This window comes from Dyella humicola (assembly GCF_026283945.1).
GTDB lineage: Bacteria > Pseudomonadota > Gammaproteobacteria > Xanthomonadales > Rhodanobacteraceae > Dyella > Dyella humicola.
Window position 1 is genome coordinate 1,794,032 of sequence record NZ_JAPDPC010000001.1, and the last position, 21,518, is coordinate 1,815,549.

General features: G+C 64.2%; 15 protein-coding genes. 6 read left to right on the forward strand and 9 right to left on the reverse strand.

Annotated elements, in window-relative coordinates:
- Nucleotides 1-5: 5 nt before the first annotated feature.
- The 7 genes from OUZ30_RS08000 to OUZ30_RS08030 all read right to left on the reverse strand — a co-directional run bounded on the left by OUZ30_RS08000 (nucleotide 6) and on the right by OUZ30_RS08030 (nucleotide 9,735).
- Nucleotides 6-602, reverse strand: a complete 597-nt coding sequence (locus tag OUZ30_RS08000; RefSeq protein WP_266181703.1) for an LOG family protein — start codon at nucleotides 600-602, stop codon at nucleotides 6-8.
- A gap of 177 nt (nucleotides 603-779) precedes the next feature.
- The gene (gene lpdA / locus OUZ30_RS08005; protein ID WP_266181704.1) at nucleotides 780-2,204 is read right to left on the reverse strand and encodes a dihydrolipoyl dehydrogenase; all 1,425 of its coding nucleotides are present in this window, start codon (nucleotides 2,202-2,204) and stop codon (nucleotides 780-782) included.
- A 125-nt stretch (nucleotides 2,205-2,329) separates the two neighbouring features.
- Entirely contained in the window at nucleotides 2,330-3,553 is a 1,224-nt protein-coding gene (gene odhB / locus OUZ30_RS08010) for a 2-oxoglutarate dehydrogenase complex dihydrolipoyllysine-residue succinyltransferase (RefSeq protein WP_266181705.1), read from the reverse strand.
- Nucleotides 3,554-3,697: 144 nt separating this feature from the next.
- Nucleotides 3,698-6,538: a 2-oxoglutarate dehydrogenase E1 component gene (locus OUZ30_RS08015; RefSeq protein ID WP_266181706.1), complete on the reverse strand. Its 2,841-nt coding sequence runs from the start codon at nucleotides 6,536-6,538 to the stop codon at nucleotides 3,698-3,700.
- Between the two features lie 258 nt (nucleotides 6,539-6,796).
- Nucleotides 6,797-7,744 carry a GNAT family N-acetyltransferase gene (locus OUZ30_RS08020; protein ID WP_266181707.1) on the reverse strand — a complete coding sequence of 316 codons (948 nt, stop codon included), beginning with the start codon at nucleotides 7,742-7,744 and terminating at the stop codon, nucleotides 6,797-6,799.
- Nucleotides 7,741-8,934 (reverse strand): cupin domain-containing protein, encoded by a 1,194-nt coding sequence (locus tag OUZ30_RS08025; protein ID WP_266181708.1) that lies wholly within the window; start codon nucleotides 8,932-8,934, stop codon nucleotides 7,741-7,743. The genes OUZ30_RS08020 and OUZ30_RS08025 overlap by 4 nt, the downstream gene beginning before the upstream one ends.
- A gap of 45 nt (nucleotides 8,935-8,979) precedes the next feature.
- Nucleotides 8,980-9,735, reverse strand: coding sequence for a sulfite exporter TauE/SafE family protein (locus tag OUZ30_RS08030; protein WP_266181709.1), 756 nt, complete (start codon nucleotides 9,733-9,735; stop codon nucleotides 8,980-8,982).
- 192 nt (nucleotides 9,736-9,927) lie between these two features.
- On the opposite strand from OUZ30_RS08030, the gene OUZ30_RS08035 reads away from it, so the two are divergent.
- The 4 genes from OUZ30_RS08035 (at nucleotide 9,928) to OUZ30_RS08050 (ending at nucleotide 15,952) form a co-directional block, all read left to right on the forward strand.
- Nucleotides 9,928-11,697 (forward strand): assimilatory sulfite reductase (NADPH) flavoprotein subunit, encoded by a 1,770-nt coding sequence (locus OUZ30_RS08035; protein WP_266183135.1) that lies wholly within the window; start codon nucleotides 9,928-9,930, stop codon nucleotides 11,695-11,697.
- 1 nt (nucleotide 11,698) lies between these two features.
- On the forward strand, nucleotides 11,699-13,393 hold the full coding sequence (cysI, locus tag OUZ30_RS08040) for an assimilatory sulfite reductase (NADPH) hemoprotein subunit (protein WP_266181710.1): 1,695 nt from the start codon (nucleotides 11,699-11,701) through the stop codon (nucleotides 13,391-13,393).
- Nucleotides 13,390-14,112, forward strand: coding sequence for a phosphoadenylyl-sulfate reductase (locus tag OUZ30_RS08045; protein WP_266181711.1), 723 nt, complete (start codon nucleotides 13,390-13,392; stop codon nucleotides 14,110-14,112). The genes cysI and OUZ30_RS08045 overlap by 4 nt, the downstream gene beginning before the upstream one ends.
- Nucleotides 14,113-14,182: 70 nt before the next feature.
- Nucleotides 14,183-15,952: a bifunctional sulfate adenylyltransferase/adenylylsulfate kinase gene (locus OUZ30_RS08050; protein ID WP_266181712.1), complete on the forward strand. Its 1,770-nt coding sequence runs from the start codon at nucleotides 14,183-14,185 to the stop codon at nucleotides 15,950-15,952.
- Nucleotides 15,953-16,073: 121 nt separating this feature from the next.
- Here the strand turns inward: OUZ30_RS08050 and OUZ30_RS08055 are convergent, their stop codons facing one another.
- Nucleotides 16,074-17,093, reverse strand: a complete 1,020-nt coding sequence (locus OUZ30_RS08055) for a LysR substrate-binding domain-containing protein (RefSeq protein ID WP_266181713.1) — start codon at nucleotides 17,091-17,093, stop codon at nucleotides 16,074-16,076.
- A 347-nt stretch (nucleotides 17,094-17,440) separates the two neighbouring features.
- On the opposite strand from OUZ30_RS08055, the gene cysG reads away from it, so the two are divergent.
- Both cysG and cysK read left to right on the forward strand, forming a co-directional pair.
- The gene (gene cysG / locus OUZ30_RS08060) at nucleotides 17,441-18,877 is read left to right on the forward strand and encodes a siroheme synthase CysG (RefSeq protein WP_266181714.1); all 1,437 of its coding nucleotides are present in this window, start codon (nucleotides 17,441-17,443) and stop codon (nucleotides 18,875-18,877) included.
- Nucleotides 18,878-18,965: 88 nt separating this feature from the next.
- Nucleotides 18,966-19,907, forward strand: a complete 942-nt coding sequence (gene cysK / locus OUZ30_RS08065; RefSeq protein ID WP_266151296.1) for a cysteine synthase A — start codon at nucleotides 18,966-18,968, stop codon at nucleotides 19,905-19,907.
- 175 nt (nucleotides 19,908-20,082) lie between these two features.
- Here cysK and purB read toward each other — a convergent pair whose 3' ends face one another.
- Complete coding sequence (gene purB / locus OUZ30_RS08070) at nucleotides 20,083-21,450, reverse strand: adenylosuccinate lyase (RefSeq protein WP_266181715.1); 1,368 nt, start codon at nucleotides 21,448-21,450, stop codon at nucleotides 20,083-20,085.
- Nucleotides 21,451-21,518 lie beyond the last annotated feature (68 nt).

Below are 21,518 nucleotides of genomic sequence, written 5' to 3' on the forward strand. Positions count from 1 at the left end.
GCCCGTCAGGCCTTGACGCTGCTGCGGTCGATCCATTTGGGCGTGTGGGCGCCCTCGTAGCTTTCCATCCAGTCGAACAGCTGCTGCATGTCCTGACCGAACCATACACTCTCGCGTTGTTCGGGGCGCACGAAACGCTCCGCCACCATGTGATCCATCATCGCGCGGAGCTGTCCATAGTAGCCGCGCACATCGAGGAACGCGCAGGGATAGCGATGCAGCCCAAGCTGCGCCCAGGTCAACATTTCGAACATTTCGTCCATGGTGCCGAAGCCGCCGGGTAGCGCGACGAAGGCGTCGGATAGTTCGTACATGCGGGTCTTGCGCTGGTGCATGGTGTCGACGACGACGATCTCGGTCAGGCCGGTATGGGCCACCTCGAGCTCGACCAGCTGGCGCGGAATGACGCCGATCACCCGGCCGCCACCAGCCAGCACCGCATTGGCCACGGTGCCCATCAAACCGACCTTGCCGCCGCCATAGACAAGTGCGATGCCGCGTCGGGCCATCTCGGTGCCGAAAGCACGTGCCTGTTCGACGTAGTCAGGATGACTGCCGCTGCTGGAGCCGCAGTAGACGCATAGGGCAGAGGGTTGGGGCATGGGGGAGGTGGGGTAGGCGGGGGTAACAAAGGCCCGCCATGCCGGCGTATGCCGGCATGGCGACGGTGGGTGTTGACTACGTATATGCCACAAAAGCGAACGGCCCGCTCATGTCGCCACGAGCGGGCCGTGGATCTCGTGACACAGGCCATACTCGGCCGGCACGAGATGACGCCCTTAGTTGCCCTTGTGGATGGCGCGCTTGTCGACCGACAAAGCGGCCTCATGCACGGCCTCCGACAAGGTCGGATGCGCGTGAACGATGCGAGCCAGATCTTCCGACGAGCCCTTGAACTCCATCGCCACCACGCACTCGGCGATCAGCTCGGACACGCCTGGTCCCACCATGTGCACGCCGAGGATGCGGTCGGTTTCGGCATGCGCCAACATCTTCACCATGCCGATAGCCTCGTTCATCGCCACGGCGCGGCCGATGGCGGCGAACGGGAAGGTGCCGACCTTGTACGGGACGCCTTCGGCCTTCAGCTGGGCTTCGGTCTTGCCCGCCCAGGCGATTTCCGGTTCGGTGTAGATGACCCACGGCACGGTATCGAGGTTGACGTGACCCGCCTTGCCGGCGATCCACTCAGCCACCGCTACGCCTTCCTCGGAGCCCTTATGCGCCAGCATTGGGCCGCGCACGGCGTCGCCGATGGCCCACACGCCGTTCACGCCGGTGTGGTTGTGCTCGTCGACCACGATGCGGCCGCGCTCGTCCAGCTTCACGCCGGTGTCGGCAGCCAGCAGACCGTCGGTGTAGGCGCGGCGGCCCACGGCCACCAGCAGCTTGTCGACCACCAGTTCGTGCGCGCCGTCCTTGTCCTCATAGGTCAGGGCGACTTCATTCTTTTTGATCTCGGCCTTGGTCAGCTTGGCACTGAGTTTGATAGTCAGGCCCTGCTTGGCGAATTCCTTGGCGGCGACCTTGGCGATGTCGGCGTCAGCGACGCTGAGGAAATCCGGCAGCGCTTCGAGCACGGTCACGTCTGCACCCAGGCGCTTCCACACGCTGCCCAGCTCCAGGCCGATCACGCCCGCGCCGATCACGCCCAGGCGCTTCGGCACCTCGGTGAAGTCCAGCGCGCCGGCGTTGTCGACGATCATCTTGTTGTCGAACTTGGCGAACGGCAGCTCGATCGGCACCGAACCCGAAGCCAGGATCACATTGGTGGCGCTGATGGTCTGCTTGGAGCCGTCATTGCCGGTGATCTCGACGTCGTTGCCCTTGAGCAGCTTGCCGGTGCCGAAGAACGGCGTGACCTTGTTGGCCTTGAACAGCTGACCGATGCCGCCGGTGAACTGCTTGACGATCTTGTCCTTGCGGCCGATGAAGGTCGCCATATCGACCTTGGCGCCGTCCACGGTAATGCCGTGCACCGGCAGGTTGTGGGCGATGTTGTAGTACTGCTTGGACGAATCGAGCAGCGCCTTGGACGGGATGCAGCCCACGTTGAGGCAGGTGCCGCCGAGGGCCTGCTTGCCGTCCTTGCCGACAAACGCGTCCACGCAGGCGGTCTTCAGGCCCAGCTGCGCGGCGCGGATCGCGGCCACATAGCCGGCAGGGCCTGCGCCGATGACGATGACGTCGAATTTTTCGCTCATGGTTTTTCCTTGCGGCGTGACGCGCTGGGGGAGCGCGGCACATGTGAAGCGGGAGAGTTATGCGGCGAGCGCGCGGTGTGCGCTACGACTCGCCGCCAGAACTTCGTGCTTATTTTGCTTCTTGGTCAGAGACCAAGAAGCATGCGCTGCGGGTTCTCGAGCTGGTTCTTGATATCGACCAGGAACAGCACTGCGTCCTTGCCATCGATGATGCGGTGGTCGTAGCTGAGCGCCAGGTACATCATCGGCGCGGCGATCACCTGGCCGTTCTCGACGATGGCGCGCTCCTTGATGGCGTGCATGCCCAGGATGGCGCTCTGCGGCGGGTTGACGATCGGCGTGGAGAGCAGCGAACCGAAGGTGCCACCGTTGGTGATGGTGAAGGTGCCGCCCTGCAGGTCGTCGAGACCGAGCTTGCCGTCACGCGCCTTCTTGGCGTAGTCGAGGATGCCCTTCTCGACATCGGCGAAGCCCATCTCCTGCACGTCGCGCAGCACCGGCGTGACCAGGCCCTTGTCGGTCGACACGGCGATCGAGATGTCCTGATAACCGTGATAGATGACGTCGTTGCCGTCGACCGAGGCGTTGACGATCGGGTGGCGCTTCAGCGCCTCGGCCGCGGCCTTCACGAAGAAGCTCATGAAGCCCAGCTTCACGCCGTTGGTCTTTTCGAACGATTCGCCCAATGCCTTGCGCATCTTGACCACTTCGGCCAGGTTCACCTCGTTGAACGAGGTCAGCATGGCGATGGAGTTCTTCGACTGCATCAGGCGTTCGGCGATACGTGCGCGCATGCGCGTCATCGGCACGCGCTCTTCCGGACGGGCGCCCGGGGTCGGCTTGGCCGCCGACGCCGCCGGCGCGGCAGCGGCAGGCGCGCCACCCTTGCCGTAGTTGACCAGGTCTTCCTTGGTCACGCGGCCATCGCGGCCGGTACCGGCCACCTTGGACGGGTCGATCTGCTGCTCGGTGGCAACGCGCAGGCCAGCCGGGGAGAGGTCCTCGGCGCCCTTGGCGGCAGCCTGCGGAGCGGCAGCCGCGGGGGCGGCAGCCGGAGCCGGAGCGGCGGCTGCAGCCGGAGCGGCGGCTGCAGCCGGAGCGGCGGCAACGGCACCTTCCTCGATCACCGCGATGACCTGCTGACTGGTCACCGTGTCGCCGGTCTGGAACTTCAGTTCCTTGATCACGCCGTCGACCGGGGCAGGCACTTCCAGCACCACCTTGTCGGTTTCGAGGTCGACCAGGTTCTCGTCGCGCTTCACCGCATCACCGGCTTTCTTGTGCCAGGTCGCGATGGTGGCGTCGGAGACGGACTCGGGCAGGACGGGAACTTTGACTTCGATGGACATAAATTTTCCTTAATGAGTGCGTTCATCCCTGAACGCTAAGGTCAAAAAGCGGCCATCCATGGCCGCACTCGAATTTTGGTGCGTTCATCCCTGAACGCCAAGGTCAAAAAGCGGCCATCCATGACCGCACTTTCAAATGTTTCTTTACTCAGCGGCGTGGTCGGTGCCGATCGGTGTGACCAGCGCCTGTTCGACCAGTGCTGCCTGTTCGGCGACATGCGTATTGAGGTGGCCGGCAGCTGGCGCCGGCGAACGAGCGCGTCCCGCGTAGGAGAGGCTTTGCTTGCTGCTGACGCAGGCCTGCAGGTGGTGGCGAATCTGGAACCACGCACCCTGATTCATCGGCTCTTCCTGACACCAGATGACTTCCTTGGCGGCCGAGTACTTCTCCAGCTCCGCGCTGACTTCCGGGCGCGGGAACGGATACAGCTGTTCCACACGCACGACGGCCACGTCGGTGAGGTCGCGCTTCTGGGCATCTTCCAGCAGGTCGTAATAGACCTTGCCCGAGCACAGCACCACGCGCTTGACCTTCTTGGCAGCCAGCTCGCGATGTTCCGGAATCACCAGCTGGAAGCTGCCGGTGGCGAGTTCGTCCAGGGTGGAGACCGCCAGCTTGTGGCGCAGCAGCGACTTCGGCGTCATCACGATCAGCGGCTTGCGCGCCGGGCGCACCATCTGGCGGCGGATCATGTGGAAGGCCTGGGCCGGCGTGGTCGGCACGCAGACCTGCATATTGTCCAGCGCGCACAGCTGCAGGAAGCGCTCAAGGCGGGCCGAGGAATGCTCGGGACCCGCGCCTTCGTAACCGTGAGGCAGGAACAACGCCAGGCCACACAGGCGGTTCCACTTCGATTCGCCGGAGCTGATGAACTGGTCGATCACCACCTGGGCGCCGTTGGCGAAGTCGCCAAACTGGCCTTCCCAGATATGCAGCGTGTAGGGATCGGTGGTGGCGCTGCCGTACTCGAACGCCATCACCGCTTCTTCGCTGAGCAGCGAATCGATGATTTCGACGTCCGCCCCGTCGCGAACATTCGCTAGCGGCATGTAGGTGTAGCCCGTGTTCTGGTCGTGCAACACGGCATGGCGATGGAAGAACGTGCCGCGGCCGCAATCCTGGCCGACCAGGCGCAGGTTGTAGTTCTGGTCGATCAAGGTGGCGTAGGCCAGGTTCTCGGCAAAGCCCCAGTCGCCAGCCTGTTCCCCGCTGGCCATCTTGGCGCGATCGTCATAGATCTTGGCGACGCGTGCCTGCAGGGTCAGGTCCTTCGGGAACTTCAGCAGCTGATGGGCCAGTTCGACCAGGCGCTGCTTGGGCACGCCGGTGTCGGTCGGGGTGGACAGCTTGCCGCCGATAAAGGCGTCCCAGTCGACCTCGATGTCCTTGACCAGGGCGGTGGTCAGCTCGGCCATCGGCTCGCCGGCTTCAAGGCGTGCGCGATAGTCGTCGAACAACTTCTGCGCGTCGCCGTCGGCCAGCACGCCTTCCTTCACCAACTGCTGAGCGTAAAGGTCGCGCGTCGTCGGGCGCTTGCGGATGATCTGGTACATCATCGGCTGGGTGGCGGCCGGTTCGTCGGCTTCGTTATGGCCGTGGCGGCGGTAGCACACCAGGTCGAGCACGACGTCCTTGCGGAACTGTTTGCGGAAGTCGTAGGCCAGGCGGGTGGCCTGGATCACTGCTTCCGGGTCGTCGCCGTTCACGTGGAACACCGGTGCGTTGACCATCTTGGCCAGGTCGGTGCAATACAGCGTGGAACGGGCGTCCTGCGGATTGGAGGTGGTGAAGCCCACCTGGTTGTTCACCACGAGGTGCAGGCTGCCGCCGATCTTGAAGCCGCGCGCCTGCGACATGTTGAACAATTCCATGTTCACGCCCTGGCCGGCCAGCGCCGCGTCGCCATGCACCAGCACTGCCAGTGACTGCTTGTGCTCGCTGTCGCGGCGGCGCGTCTGGCGCGAGTGCACGGAACCGGCCACTACCGGATTGACGATTTCCAGGTGCGACGGGTTGAACGCCAGCGCCACGTGGGTGGCGCCGTTGGGCGTCTTGATGTCGGCAGAGAAGCCCAGGTGGTACTTCACGTCGCCGGAGTGCGCAGGATCATCCGGATGGTCGAACTTGCCTTCGAACTCGTTGAACAGCGTGCGAGGCGGCTTGCCGAGGATGTTGACCAGCATATTGAGACGGCCGCGATGGGCCATGCCGATCACGACTTCCTTGATGCCGTTGTCGCCCGCGGCGCGGACCACGTCGTCCACCATCGGGATCAGGCTGTCGCCGCCTTCCAGCGAAAAGCGTTTCTGGCCGACGTATTTGGTGTGCAGGTAGCGTTCCAGGCCCTCGGCCGCGGTCAATTCGGCCAGGACGCGCAGCTTGCCCGCCTTGTCCAGGCCGGCACTGCCATTGGCCTGTTCGAGGCGGGTGTAGATCCAGTTACGCTGCTCATGGTTGCTGATGTACATGAACTCGACGCCGAGGGTGTTGGTGTACACCTTCTTCAGACGTGCGATCAGGTCACGCAACTTCATGCGCTGGCCACCGCCGGCAAAGTTGCCGCAGTCGAATTCGGTGTCCAGGTCGGCGTCGCTCAGGCCGTGGAACGACGGCTCCAAATCCGGCGCCGGCAGCTTTTCAGCCAGGCCGAGCGGATCGAGGTTGGCGGCCAGGTGGCCGCGCGAGCGATAAGCGGTGAGGATGCGCAGCACGCCAGCCTGCTTGCGGGCGTGTGCGTCGTCCATCGGACCGGCGGCGACCGCAGTGCGGCGCTGCTTTTGGGCGGCCTCTATACGCGCAATGGCCGCAGAGTGGGGAACGTCCCCAGACTCGCGGCCTTTGAAGGATTCGAAATATTTGTTCCAGTCGGCGGAGACCGAGGACGGGTCCGCCAACCAGGATTCATAGAGCTGTTCGATATATTCGGCGTTGCCGCCGGCGAGTTGAGAGGATTCGAGGAACTCGCGGATCAGATTAGTGCTCACGTCACCACCGGTGAGGAAGGAAGGCTTTCAGCCGTTCCGACCGGGGCGGACGGATGGCTGGGAAAAATCCTGTTAATTATAGCCTCGTGCTGCTGCGACGCGGCAACCCGAAACGTCCAACCAAAGTGGGGTTGAACAGCCATATTTCGAGTCCCGGGGTACCGACCATCGTCGTAGAGCGCTGTTTTTCACCGGCTCTCGGCATTTTTGTGACGGCGAGACGGCTGCGCCAAAGGCGTGGAGTCGTTCAGCCAGCGGCTAGAGATCGAGCGGATGCAGCGCGCTGGCGCGTGCGGAACGCTCCCAGACTTCGTTGAAGTGCTGCAGCAGCGGTGCCTGCGCCGCGCGGTCGGTCAGGGCGGCGCGACCGGCGGCACGCTGGGCGTCGGGCTGGAACAGGTAGCCGCCCTGGTCCGTAAGCAGATAGGACGAGCTGTAGGCCAGGTCGAGGTCCTCGATTGGCGTACGCACCAGGATCACACTGGGCAGGCGCTGGGCGAGGGCGATCAGGCGATGGCTGTCGCGCAGCGCGGCGGCCGGGTCGTGCAGCAGGATACGAAGCTGCGCGCCGCGGCCCGAGGTGGCGATGCGGCGCAATTCAGCCAGCTCCTGCACGCTGGCATAGACGTCATCGGTCAGGCTGGGTTGATAAATGGACAGGCGACGACCTGCCTCGCTCAGCAGGCGTAGGCGGCTGGCGGCGATGTCGCTGCGGCTGCCGGTGGCCAGCGCCTCGCTGAAGGCAACCGGGTGGCTGGTTGCCACCGATTCGAGACCGAGGCGCATGGCCTGGTGGACCAGACCGCCATCCTCGAAGCGCTCGCCAAATGCCACGAAACCCTCGCGTTCGTAGAAGGCGAGGGCGGCGATCTGGGCATCCAGCTCCACTTGGACCTGGCCCTGAGTTCTGGCCCGGGTGATCAGTTCGCGCAACAACGCCGCGCCAACGCCTTGGTTGCGCCACGGCTGACGTACGGCGACCCTGCCGATCTTGCCTTGCGGCGTGAGGCGGGCGCAGCCGATGGCCTCACCCTGGCCGTCGCGTGCAAGCAAATGAACGGAGACCGCATCCAGCTCGTCCGCTTCGAGTGCCTCGGGCAGGTGGTGCTCCCCAACGAAGACTTCCCGTCGAATACCGCGCAGCGCCTCGGTCTCACTGGCGCGAGCCCAGTCGGCACTTTCGACGTGGAAGTCCTGCAGCTTCATCGGCGGCGTGACTTGCGGGCCACCAGGTGGCCATCGTTGACCAGCGCCAGCAGCAGGGTACGCTCGGCAGCCGGGATCTTCTTGCCGGGACTCAACTCGCGTTCGCGGCAGAGGCGTTCGGCCAGTTCGATCGATGCCGGGTAGGCATGGCCGTTGACGAACAGCGTCGCGCCACTCTTTCCACGTGCCCAGGCCATGCGGGCCCAGGGGTGGCGTAGCAACTGCGCGCCACCGTCGAGCTGCTTGAGCAGGGCCGCCTCCGTCACCGGCTTTTCGGGCGGCACCGGCACCTGGGCATTGCGATAGCGTGTGATGAAGCGTCCGAACCAGTCGATCAAGGTGGGCTCGTCCAGCGCTGCCGCAAACGGCAGGGACTTCTTCAGGCGGGCGACAGCGGCGCGATCGATCTCGCCGACGGCCTTGACGGGACTGAGATCGGCGTCGCTGTAGCGAAGTTCTTCGGGCAGGCGCTCGGCCAGGTAATCAGCGAGGTCGCCCGTGAGTTCGGCCTGGGAGGGCGCGCGCATGCCGACCGAGATGGTCATGCAGGGGCCGCCGAAGGCCATGCCGTCATGCGGTACGCCAGGCGGCAGATACAGCATGTCGCCGGGTTCCAGCAGCCACTCGTGGGTGGGCTCGAAGTGCAGCAACTGCTTCAGCTCCACATCCGGGCGGAAATCCTTCGGCGCGTTCGGGTCGGTGCTGATCGCCCAATGGCGCTGGCCGATGCCCTGCAACAGGAATACGTCGTACTGATCCACGTGCGGGCCCACGCCACCACCGGGTTCGGCGTACGAAATCATGATGTCGTCCATGCGCCAGCTGGGCAGGAAGCTGAAGCTCTGCAGCAGGGCGGCGACATCCACATCCCATTTGTCCACGTCCTGCACCAGCAGGGTCCAGTTGCTGTCTGGCGTCTTGGCAAAGTCGGCTTCGCTGAGCGGACCGGTCTTTACCTGCCAGCGTTCACGCTTTTCGTCATGCACGATCAGGCGCGATAGGGCCGATTCCTCGCAGGCGAGCCCGGCCAGGTCGTCAGGTTCGATCGGCGACTGGAAGTCGGGAAAGGCCTGGCGGATCAGTAGCGGGCGCTTCTGCCAATAGTCGCGCAGGAATTGCGTCGGGCTCATGCCCAGCGGCTGCTTGGCGCTGCCGCGGACTTCGATGGGGAGGGGGCGTGATGTGGTCATTCGCGCATTCTAAGCGAATGACGTGAAGGACCCGGTTGATCGTGGTCAGTGGGGCAGGAAACTTCTCACCACATTGTTCAAGCCGATCGCCAGCACCGCCAGCGCGGCCAGCACCGTGGCGGCACGAGGCGGCATTTTTCGCGCCAGCAGCGCGCTGATCGGCGCTGCTACGACACCACCGGCGATCAGGCCCAGCACCGAAGTGCCATGGGGCAGCCCGACCTGCATGAAGAAGCTGACGCTGGCCACGGCGCTGACCACGCATTTGGCCAGGTGCACCGTGCCGATCACCATGCGCGGCCTGACCCCGCGAGCCACCAGGGTGGGGACGCTAAGTGCGCTCCAGCCGCCGCCAGCGACGGCGTCGGCAAAGCCGGCAAGCAGGCCCAGCGGGCGGGCGATCCGGGGCGTTTCGTCATGCAGGCGGTGGCCCCGGATCGGACGAAACAGCAGGAACAGGCCCATGCCGATCAAATAAGGCGTAAGCGCCAGTTTCATCCAGGCGGGCGGCACATGGCTCACTACGTACACGCCGAGGGTGGCGCCAATCGCCCCCGGGATCACCAGGGCCCAGAACAGCCGGCGCAGCACATTGCGGGCCATCAGATGGCTTATTCCGGAGGCACCGCAGGTGAAGGTTTCCGCATAGTGCACGCTGGCGCTGGCCAGCGCCGGCGGTACGCCCAGCGTCAACAGCAAGGCCGCCGAGGTGACGCCATAGGCCATGCCTAGTGCACCGTCGACGAGCTGGGCGAGCGCGCCTATGACGGCGTACGTAAGAAAATCCGCAGGCATGGGCAATGGGAAAGGGTGAAGGGGCCAGTGTAGGGGACTCCCAGTCCTCAATGGAAATAAGCGCGTGGACATATGGTTATGCCAACACGTCCTTTCACATGACATGACCTGATGACTACTTTGGGTGTCCAGCAGTATGGACGTCCAAAGGAAGTCGATGTGAACGCGGTCGTTTCGACAGAAATTCGTCCGGCATCCATGGACAGTGCCAGGCTGTCGGCGCTGGAGCGGCTGGTCGAGGGGCTCGGTCCGGCGGAGCTTTATTGGGTCGCCGCCTGGAGCGCCGCCCGAGCGGAACAGCTGAAACACGGCTTGCCCGCTATCCAGACGCCGCCGGCGAAGGCGCTCAACGACGCGCTGACGATTATCTACGGTAGTCAGACCGGCCAGGCCAAGCGCATCGCCACCCAGCTCAGCGAACGCGTGGAAGCTGCCGGACTCTCAGTACGGCTGGTGCGCGCCGATGCCTATTCCCAGCGCGACCTGGCGAAAGAAAAGCACCTCGTCGTCGTGATCAGCACCCAGGGCGATGCCGAGCCGCCGGACGATGCCCGCGGCCTGGTCGAATTCGTGCTGGGCAAGCGCGCGCCCAAGCTGCCCGGCCTGCGCTACGCCGTGCTGGGACTGGGCGACTCCAGCTATGCGCAGTTCTGCGCCATCGGTCGCCAGCTCGATGAACGTCTGGCCGAGCTTGGCGCCTCGCGCTTCGCGCCCCTGGGCGAGGCCGATGTGGACATCGATGCGGTCGCCGGGCCCTGGACCGAACAGGCGTTCGAGCAGGCCAAGAAGGTCCTGGGAGCGCCGCCGACGCTGGCGCGAGTGGCGACCTTGCAACCCGTGCCCAGCCGAGCCATTCATTCGCGCGAACGTCCCTTTGCAGCGCCGGTACTCGACAACCAGGCCATCGTCGCGCGTGATGCTGCGCGCGATGTTCGGCACGTCGAATTGTCGCTGGAAGGATCCGGGCTCAGCTATCAGCCCGGCGACGCCGTCGGTGTGTGGCCACAGAATCCGCCTGCCTTGGTGCAGCAGTGGCTGTCGCTGCTGCAGTTGGATGGCGATGAGCTAGCGAACCACCATGGGCGCAGCCTGACACTGCGCCGGTGGCTGACGAACGAGCGTGAGTTGACGCGACTAAGTCGTCCCCTCGTCGCCGCTCTGGCCGACGTCAGCGGCGATCAGGACTTGGCACAACTGCTGAGGCCGGAGCAGTCGCGCGCCTTGGCGACGCTGCTCACCGAGCATCAGCCCATCGATCTTTGGCGGCGTCATCCGGCCGCGTGGTCGGCCGAGGAACTGGTCGCCGCGCTGCGTCCGGTGACGCCACGGCTGTATTCGATCGCCTCCAGCCAGAAGGTCGTCGGCGATGAAGTTCATCTCACGGTGGCCACGGTTGACTATGTCGCCCACGGCGAGCGGCACTGGGGTGCAGCCTCTGCATTCATTGCCGCCGCCAGCGACGAACGTCGCCTGCCCATCTATATCGAAGCGAACGAACGCTTCCGCTTGCCGCAGGACGATGCGCGCGACGTGATCATGATCGGCCCCGGCACGGGCGTGGCACCGTTCCGTGCCTTCGTGCAGGAGCGTCGCGAGACGAGTGCGCGCGGGCGCAACTGGCTGTTCTTCGGCAATCGCCACTTCGCCAGCGAATTCCTCTACCAGCTGGAATGGCAAGCGGCTTTGCGCGACGGCTCGCTACATCGCCTTGATCTGGCGTTCTCACGCGATGGAGCGTCCAAGATCTACGTGCAGCAACGCCTGCGTGAGCAGGGGCGCGAGCTTTATGCCTGGTTGCAGGAGGGTGCGCACATCTATGTCTGCGGCGACGCAAATCACATGGCGAAGGATGTGCACGCTGCCTTGATCGATGTGGCGATCGCGCATGGTGGCCAATCGCCGGAACAGGCCAAGGAGTGGCTGGGCGAGCTTTTGCAACAGGGCCGCTATGCCCGGGATGTGTATTGAGATGACGACGCCACCTTCAGACTTCGAGCGCATCAAGGCCGCCAGCCGCTTCCTGCGCGGTGGTATTGCGGAAGGCTTGCGTGATCCGGTCACCAACGCCATCAGCGACGACGACAACAAGTTGCTGAAATTTCACGGCAGCTACCTGCAGGATGATCGCGACCTGCGCGATGAGCGTCGTCACCAGAAGCTGGAGCCCGCCTACTCGTTCATGTTGCGTGCGCGCTTGCCGTCCGGCGTAGTGACGCCAGCGCAATGGCTGATCTACGACCAGCTGGCACGTGACTACGCCAATGACACGCTGCGTATCACCACGCGGCAGACGTTCCAGTGGCACGGCATCATCAAGCACCACCTCAAGCCGACGATCGCGGCCATCCACGCCGCGTTGGCCACCACCATTGCAGCTTGCGGTGATGTCGTGCGCAACGTGGTGAGCACGCCGAACCCGGTCGAGTCCTCGGCGCATGCGCTCGCTTACGCTTGGGCTGCGCGGCTTTCCGACGGGCTGGCGCCGCGCACGCGGGCCTACCATGAGATCTGGCTCGACGGCGAGCCGCTGGTGGATGAACCCAAGGAGGAAGAGCCGCTGTACGGGGCGACTTATCTCCCGCGCAAGTTCAAGATCGGACTGGCGATTCCGCCGCTGAACGATATCGATGTGTTCGCGCAGGACCTGGGGCTCATCGCGATCATCGAAGCGGGCGAGCTGAAAGGCTTCAATGTGGCGATCGGCGGTGGCATGGGTGCGACGCACGGCGATCCCAGCACGTATCCGCGGCTGGCCAGTGTGATCGGTTTCGTGAGGGCCGAGCAGCTATTGGAGGTCGCCGAAGCGGTGGTTGCCGTCCAGCGCGATTGGGGTAATCGCAGCGAGCGCAAGCACGCCCGCCTGAAATACACCATCGATCATCGCGGCCTTGACGCCTTCAAGGCTGAAGTGGAAGCGCGGCTTGGCTTTGCACTGCTGCCCGAACACACCTATCAGTTCGACCACAGTGGCGATCGTTACGGTTGGATCGAAGGCTCTGATGGCCGCTGGCACCTGACGCTGCACATCGAGGCGGGTCGGTTGGCCGATGTTGGCGAACACCGTTGGCTTACGGGTCTGCGTGAACTGGCGAAGGTGCATGAGGGCGATTTTCGGCTCACTTGCAATCAAAACGTGATCGTCGCCAATGTGGCCGCCGACCAGCGCGTCCGCATCGACGCCATCGTCGAGGCACACGGGTTGGGTGGCTACCACCGGCATAGCGGCATTCGCCGTCATGCGGTGGCTTGCGTGGCCCTGCCGACTTGCGGTTTGGCCATGGCGGAGGCCGAGCGTTACCTGCCGGACCTGCTCCCCAAGCTCGAAGCCTTGCTTGAAACCCACAGTCTCGCCGATGCACCGATCCTGCTGCGTCTATCCGGCTGCCCTAATGGCTGCTCCAGGCCTTACCTCGGTGAAATCGCCCTGGTCGGGCGCGGGCCGGGCCGCTATGACTTGCGCCTGGGTGCGGATTTTCGAGGACAGCGACTCAATCAGACCTATCGCGAGAATGTCGATGAGCAGGCCATTCTCGAAGCGCTATCGCCGCTGTTCGCGAGCTATGCCGCGCAGCGCGAGACGGGTGAGCATTTTGGCGACTTCCTGATTCGTACCGCTGTCATCGTCACCGCGTCACGAAAGATTCCTGCGGAGCTGTTGGCGTGAATGAGGCGCTGATCAAGGATGCACAGCACGATCCGGCAGCGCTGGATATCCTGAACCGGTGGCTCGACACGCTCAGTGCGGAAGAGCGTGTGGCCTGGGCGCTTGACGTCGCACCGGGCACGCACGTGCTTTCATCGAGTTTCGGAGCGCAAGCGGCGGTGTCGTTGCATTTGCTGACACGGCAACAACCCTCGTTGCCCGTGGTGCTTGTCGACACGGGTTACCTGTTCCCCGAGACCTATCGCTTTATCGACGAACTTCGCGACCGCCTGTCGTTGAATCTCAAGATCTATAGCGCGCCACAAAGCGCTGCATGGATGGAAGCGCGCGAAGGTCGCCTGTGGGAGCAGGGTATTGCGGGGATCGACCGCTACAACCAGCTGCGCAAGGTGGATCCCATGCAACGGGCGTTGAACGATCTGAACGCGGGAACGTGGTTCGCTGGACTTCGGCGGAGCCAGGCGCGAACACGCGCCGCCATTCATGTCGCCGAGCGACGCGATGATCGCTGGAAGTTCCATCCCATTGCCGATTGGACCGACCGCGACGTGGGCCAGTATCTGCGCCGCCACCAGCTGCCTTATCACCCGCTGTGGGATCAGGGATACATCTCGATCGGCGACGTGCACACCACGCATCGATGGGAGCCTGGCGCGGACATCGACTCCACGCGCTTCTTTGGCCTCAAGCGCGAGTGTGGACTGCACGGGCTCGCCTGAACTGCATACACGACCTGATTTACTCCAGCGTCTTGCGCTGGCCGCTACCCCGATCAAACAAGAAAACACCATGAGCCAGACTGCTTTTGCCCAAGCTGATGTTTCCTCATCCGAGCGCCCCGCAGACAATCAACTGATTTCCCCGCACGGCGGCGTACTCAAAGAACTATATCTGCCGCCCGCGGATGCCGAATTGCTGAAACACCGCAGTGCTGGGCTGCCGGGCGTCGACCTCGACACCCGCCAGCTGTGCGATCTCGAATTGCTTTTGAACGGTGCATTTTCGCCGCTTGAAGGGTTTCTTACCCAAGGTGACTACCTTCGAGTGGTCGACGAGCTGCGCCTGGCCGACGGCACGCTGTGGCCGATACCCATCACGCTGGACGTTAGCGAGGACTTCGCCGCCCGGCTTGCAGCGGGCAGCGAGGTGGCGCTACGCGATTCACAGGGCGTGCCGCTGGCCGTACTGACCGTCGAGGATATCTATCGGCCCGACCGCGAGCATGAGGCGCTGCGCGTATTCGGTACGACCGACCGCACCCATCCTGGCGTGGCGGAGCTGCTCGAGCGCTATCGTCCGGTGAACCTGGGCGGCCGCGTGCGTGGCATTCAAGCTCCCGCGCATTACGACTTTTCGGACTTGCGCGATACGCCCCGCCGTTTGCGCGAATGGTTCGATGCCAACGGCTGGTACCGCATCGTCGCATTCCAGACGCGAAACCCGATGCATCGTGCCCATCGGGAATTGACCTTTCGCGCAGCCCAACAGGTGGGAGCGAAGCTGCTGTTGCAGCCTTCGGTGGGGCGTACCAAGCCAGGCGATATCGACCATTTCACGCGCGTGCGCTGCTATCAGGCCTTGCTGCCGCAGTACCCGTCGCACAGCGCGCGGCTTTCGCTGCTGCCGCTGGCCATGCGCATGGGTGGGCCGCGCGAGGCGCTATGGCACGCCATCATTCGCAAGAACTATGGTGCCAGCCATTTCATCGTAGGACGCGATCACGCCGGCCCCGGCAAGGACGCCAGCGGCAAGCCGTTCTACGGTGCCTTCGATGCACAGCATCTGCTGGAGCGTCATCAGGACGAGTTGGGCATTCGTATCGTGCCGTTTCCAGCCATGGTGTATGTCGCGAACCGTGATACCTACCTGCCATCTACTGAAGTGCAGTCCGACGACGAAGTGCGCGATATCTCCGGTACCCAGCTACGCCAGCATCTGCAAGAGGGCAGTGAGATCCCCTCGTGGTTCAGTTTTCCCGAGGTCGTGCAGATTCTCCGCGAACGTCATCCCGCCGAAGCGACACGCGGCTTCGCGCTGTTCTTCACCGGACTCTCCGGTGCCGGCAAGTCAACCATCGCCCAGGCGGTGGTAGCGCAACTGCTTGAACGGACCAGTCGCGCGGTAACCGTGCTCGACGGCGACGAGGTGCGCAAGCACCTGTCGAAGGGGCTGGGTTTTTCGCGAGAGGATCGCGTCGCCAACGTGACGCGTATCGGCTATGTCGCCAGCGAGATCGTGCGCCATGGCGGCATCGCGGTGTGCGCGCCGATTGCACCATACGCGGACTCGCGGTCCCAGGCGCGCACGTTGGTGGAAGAGCATGGCGATTTCATCGAAATCCATGTCGCCACGTCGCTGGAAGTGTGCGAAGCGCGTGATCGGAAAGGTCTCTATGCGCAGGCACGTGCCGGTACCATCACACACTTCACCGGCATCAGTGATCCCTACGAAGCGCCGGAACAACCTGAGCTTCGCGTAGACGGCAACGCCGCAGAACCACTCGTGCTGGCACGCCATATCGTGTCGCTGCTGCAACAGCGGGGATTGCTGCGGAACTGAGGTCCAGGTAGTCGTTGGCGGCCGGGGAAGGTCTAGATTGACCATTCCCCGAGCCGCTGGAATGACGCCGGGAGATGGCCCAGACGTTCGACAAGACGCAGAGAGCTCGCCCAAACGCCCTTCAATGCGCGTCAACCACCTGCTCAACCACCTTGCCCGGAACCCGCCGCTCACGCCAATGCGGTACGCCCGGCCAGTTCGCGGTGCCGACGCCCGCGGTGGCCAACGCGTTGCTCACCGCTCGTCGTTCCAGATGCGGCGCGAACACGCTGATGAAATCGAGCGCGTATTCGCGCAGCACGCTCTCCTTGCGCAACACGATCCAGGTGATGCAGGGCGCGAACAGGTGGTCGGCGTTCAGCTGGCGCAGATCCGTATCGTGCTCCGGTTGAAAGGCCATCTCCGCGAGCACACCAATGCCCAGGCCTTCGCGCACATAGGTCTTGATCAGGTCGGCATCACTGGCCGTCATGGCAATCTGTGGTTGCAGGCTGGCCGCGTGGAAAGCCCGGGTCAGTGACGATTCCGGCTTGAGCGAGGAGTCGTAGCTTATCAACGGTTGTGCCGCCAACTGTTCCAGCGTCGGTGGTCGGTTGCGGCGGGCAAGCGGGTGATCGTGCGGCGCCACCACGATCCGATTCCAGCGATAAGCGGGCAGGGCGATGCCGCTCGGTGGCGGAGCGCCAGCTGTGGTACTGACAATGGCCAGGTCGACGAGGCCGCCTTCCAACAGGGAGATGACGTCCGAGTCGCTGACCGGCTGCAGATGTACGCTCACTTGCGGATAGCTTCGACTCAGCGCGGCCACGGCGCTGGGCAGGGCAAAGCGCGCCTGGGTATGCGTGGTGGCGATGCGCAGCGTGCCGTGCGCCTCGTTGCGAAGATTGGCGGCGATGGAACGGATATTGGCCGCCTCGGCCAGGATCGTGCGCGCGCGCTCCAGCACCTGGGTGCCCGCGTGGGTGATCGCATGCAGGCTGCGACCCTTGCGGTGGAACAGCTGGAAGCCTAGCTCGTCCTCAAGCTGCCGCAGCAGCTTGCTCAAGCCCGGCTGGGTGGCGTGCACCCGCTCGGCCGCGAGCGTGATGTTGAGTCCGGCGTCGGCGATGGCTATCAGGTAGCGCAACTGCGTAAGAGTCATGATGTGGGTTCCGCTGGCGATCGAGGAGGGTTGGGCTCGTGGTCGCGGAGCGGATACATCGCGTGTCCTCGCACGAAGTCCAGCGCTGGCGGGTGCTGGCGGGAGTCCCGGTGCTCGGTGATCTGCGATGGATGTGCATGGCGCTAAGGCGTCGTCAGGCAAGGCTAATTAGACGTCTATACATCTATTGGTGCGCTGCGTCAATGTTTTTGGCGCTGGCGGAGGGCGCGCTTATAACCGCAGGGCATATAGGCAGCGATACAAATTATTTGTGTGCTCGACGCCGCTTGCCTAGCGTGGGCCGGACCAACACTGCCGTTGTTATCCCCGATGGAGCCCTTGGATCGATGAAGCTGTACCCGTTGTTTGCGGATCTCTCCGGTCGCCCAGTACTGGTGGTGGGCGGTGGCGTGGTCGGCGAACGCAAGGCGTCCTCGCTGTTGGAAGCCGGCGCTCGGGTAACGGTGGGGGCACCCGAACTCAATCCGACCTTGCGAACATGGTGGGAGCAGGGGCGCATTTCCTGGCGCGCCGGAACGTTTGAGGATGCGTGGCTGGATGACATCTGGCTGGTTGTCGCGGCCACCAGCGATGCTGTCCTGCACGCGCATATGGCGGTCTTGGCCGAGGCTCGGCGCCTGTTCATCAACGTGGTCGACGATGCGGCCTTATCGAGTTTCCACGTGCCAGCTGTGGTTGATCGCGCCCCGGTGACCATCGCGATTTCCAGTGGCGGCCACGCGCCGATGCTGGCGCGACTCTTGCGCGAACGACTTGAGCTGCTGATCGATCCGGTGATGGGGCCGCTGGCATCGCTGCTGGCCGACATGCGCTCACGCATTCGCACTCGACTGCCGGACCTCGCCGTGCGGCGCCGCTACTATGAGCATTTGCTCGGTGGCCCCGTGCTTAGCCTGCTGCGGCGCCGACAGCAGGCCTTGGCCGAGGCGGCTGCGGAGCGACTGCTCGAAACCGCGCACACCGACCCGGGCGGCTCCGTGGTGTTGCTTGGCGCGGGGCCGGGAGATCCGGGCCTGCTTACGTTGCGTGGCCTTAGGGCGCTCAACGAGGCCGATGTGATCCTGCACGACCGGCTCGTCAGTGCCGAAGTGCTCGCCTTGGCGCGTCGCGACGCCGAACGCATCGAAGTGGCCAAGCAGGCCGGCAACCATCACACCACCCAGGCCCAGATCCATGCGCTGATGCTGGAGCACGCCAGGGCGGGCCGCCGTGTCGTACGGCTTAAGGGAGGCGATCCCTTCGTGTTCGGGCGCGGCGGCGAGGAGCTGGAGTTCCTGCGGGGACACGGCATTGCCTACGAAGTGGTTCCCGGCATCACGGCGGCACTGGCCTGCGCGGCCTACGCCGGGATTCCGCTGACCCATCGCGACCATGCCCAGTCGGTGCGCCTGGTCACGGCGCACTGCCAGGGGTCGATCGACACGCTTGATTGGCAGGCGCTGGCGCAGGAACGGCAGACGCTGGCCGTCTATATGGGAACCAGTGAACTGCCAAGGTTGCAGCAACAGTTGATCGCGCATGGCCGGGCCGGAACGACACCGTTCGCCATCATCGAAAACGGCTCGCGCCCCGAACAGCGCGTGATCACCGGCAGCTTGTCGACCCTGGTCGAGCGCGCCACCGGCTACGACGTTTGCTCGCCCGCCTTGCTGGTCATCGGCGAGGTCGCGGCGCTTGCCCATACGCTCGCATGGTTTGGCCGTCCGCCGCTGGGAACCGCGCTTCCGGTATCGTCGCCGAAGCCCGAGGCGCTGACCGCTTGACGTAACCTTTCCATGCGCCGGCGCACCATCGCGGGCATCCTTGCGTTTATCCGTACCCTCCTTCCATACCGTGCCACGGAGCGACCTCATGATTTACGACAGCATTCTCGACACCATCGGTAATACGCCTATCGTGCGCATTCATCGACTGGCGCCGAAACACGTGACCCTGTACGTGAAGGTGGAGGCGTTCAATCCAGCCGGCTCGGTGAAGGACCGCCTGGCTTACGCCATCATCATCGATGCGGAGCAGCGCGGCCTGCTGAAACCGGGCCAGACCGTGGTGGAGGCCACCTCCGGCAATACAGGCGTGGCCCTGGCGGCCGTGTGCGCGGCTCGCGGCTATCCCTTCGTTGCGGTGATGACGGAGACGTTCTCCATCGAGCGACGCAAGCTGATCCGCGCCTACGGCGGCAAGGTGCTGCTGACGCCGGCGGCCGAACGCGGCAGCGGCATGGTGCGCAAGGCCAAGGAGCTGTCGGAGAAGCACGGCTGGTTCCTGGCCCGGCAATTCGAGAATGAGGCCAACCCGGCGTATCACCGCAATACGACGGCCCCGGAAATCCTGCGTGATTTCGCCGGTCGCCGACTGGACTATTTCGTCACCGGCTGGGGCACCGGCGGCACGCTGACCGGCGTGGGCGAGGTGCTGCGGGTGGCACGTCCCGAAGTGAAGCTGATTGCCAGCGAACCGGCCGGTGCGGCGTTGCTGACGGGCAACGAATGGCAGCCGCACAAGATCCAGGGCTGGACCCCGGACTTTGTGCCGGCCGTGCTCAACCGCGACGTCGTGCACCAGATCCTGCCAGTGGACGATGTGCTGGCGCGTGACACTTCACGTGATCTGGCGCAGAAGGAAGGCATCTTCGTCGGCATCTCGGCCGGCGCCACGCTGGCGGCTGCCCTGAAGGTCGCGAAGGACGCACCGGAAGGTTCGGTGCTGCTGGCCATGCTGCCCGACACCGGCGAGCGCTATCTGTCGACGTTCCTGTTCGAAGGCGTCAACGAAGGCTCGGACGAGGTGGAGTAAAGCTTCTACTTCCTCTCCCCTCCGGGGAGAGGATTGAGGTGAGCCCCTAAAAGGGGGTAAAGGGCGGGTGCTCGCGGAAAGGTCTCAATAAAGCGCGCTTTGAGCAACTTCCGTCGCAAGATTGGCCCCTCACCCTAACCCTCTCCCCGGAGGGGAGAGGGGAGAGAGCGGTGTTTCAGATATCCCGCGCCAACGGCTCCGCCAGGCCGATATAGCCACCCGGAGTGAGGTCGAGCAAACGCTGCTTGGCATCAGCCGGCAGATCCAGGCCGGTGATGAAGGTGCGCATCGAATCCTTGGTGATGCCCTGGCCACGCGTCAGCGCCTTGAGCTGTTCGTACGGTTCCGGCAGGCCGTAACGGCGCATCACCGTCTGCACGGCTTCGGCCAGTACTTCCCAGCTCGCGTCGAGGTCGGCGGCGAGACGGTCGGCGTTGACCGTGAGCTTGCCTAGGCCCTTCTTCAGCGACTCCAGCGCTACCAGGGTGTGACCGAACGCCGTGCCCAGCGCACGCAGCACGGTGGAGTCGGTAAGGTCGCGCTGCCAGCGGCTGATCGGCAACTTCTCGGCGAAGTGGCCAAGCAGGGCATTGGCGAGGCCGAAATTGCCTTCGGCATTTTCGAAATCGATCGGATTGACCTTGTGCGGCATGGTCGAGGAACCTACTTCGCCAGCCTTGAGCGACTGCTTGAAGTATCCCAGCGAGATGTAACCCCACACGTCGCGCGCCAGGTCGATCAGGATGATGTTGGCGCGGCGCACGGCATCGCAGTATTCGGCGATGCCGTCATGCGGTTCGATCTGCGTGGTGTAGGCGTTGTAGTCGAGCCCCAGGCTTTCCACGAAGCGCTGCGAGAAACCGCGCCAGTCCAGCTCCGGATAGGTGATGGCATGGGCGTTGTAGTTGCCCACGGCGCCGTTGATCTTGCCGGGCACTTCCAGTGCGGCGAGCTGCTTGCGCTGGCGCTCCAGGCGCGCGACCACATTGGCCAGTTCCTTGCCTAAGGTGCTCGGCGAAGCGGTCTGGCCGTGCGTGCGCGACAGCATCGGCAGCGCGGCGTTCGTATGCGACAGCTCGCGCAGCTTGGCGATGATGACGTCGAAGGCCGGCAGCAACACCTGTTCGCGCGCATCGCGCAGCATCAATGCATAGGACAGGTTATTGATGTCTTCGCTGGTGCAAGCGAAGTGTACGAATTCCTTGGCCTGGGCCAGCGACTCATCGTTGCCGATGCGCTCCTTGATGAAATACTCCACTGCCTTGACGTCGTGGTTGGTGGTCGCCTCGATGGTCTTGATGCGGGCGCCGTCATCCACGTTGAAGTCCGCGGCAATCGCCTTGAGCTTGGCGATCTGCGCGTCCGAGAAGGCGGGCAGCTCGATGATGCCCTGGTCCGCGGCCAGGGCCAGCAGCCACTCGATCTCCACGTGCACGCGGCGGTGCATGAGGCCGAATTCGCTGAAGATCGGGCGCAGCGCTTCGACCTTGCTGGCATAGCGGCCGTCCAGCGGCGACAGGGCGGTCAGGGCATGGGAAGACATCGGGGGTGTTCCAAAAGGCGGGAAAGCGGCCATTTTACAACAGACTCCCAAAGCCCAGTCCGCGCCGC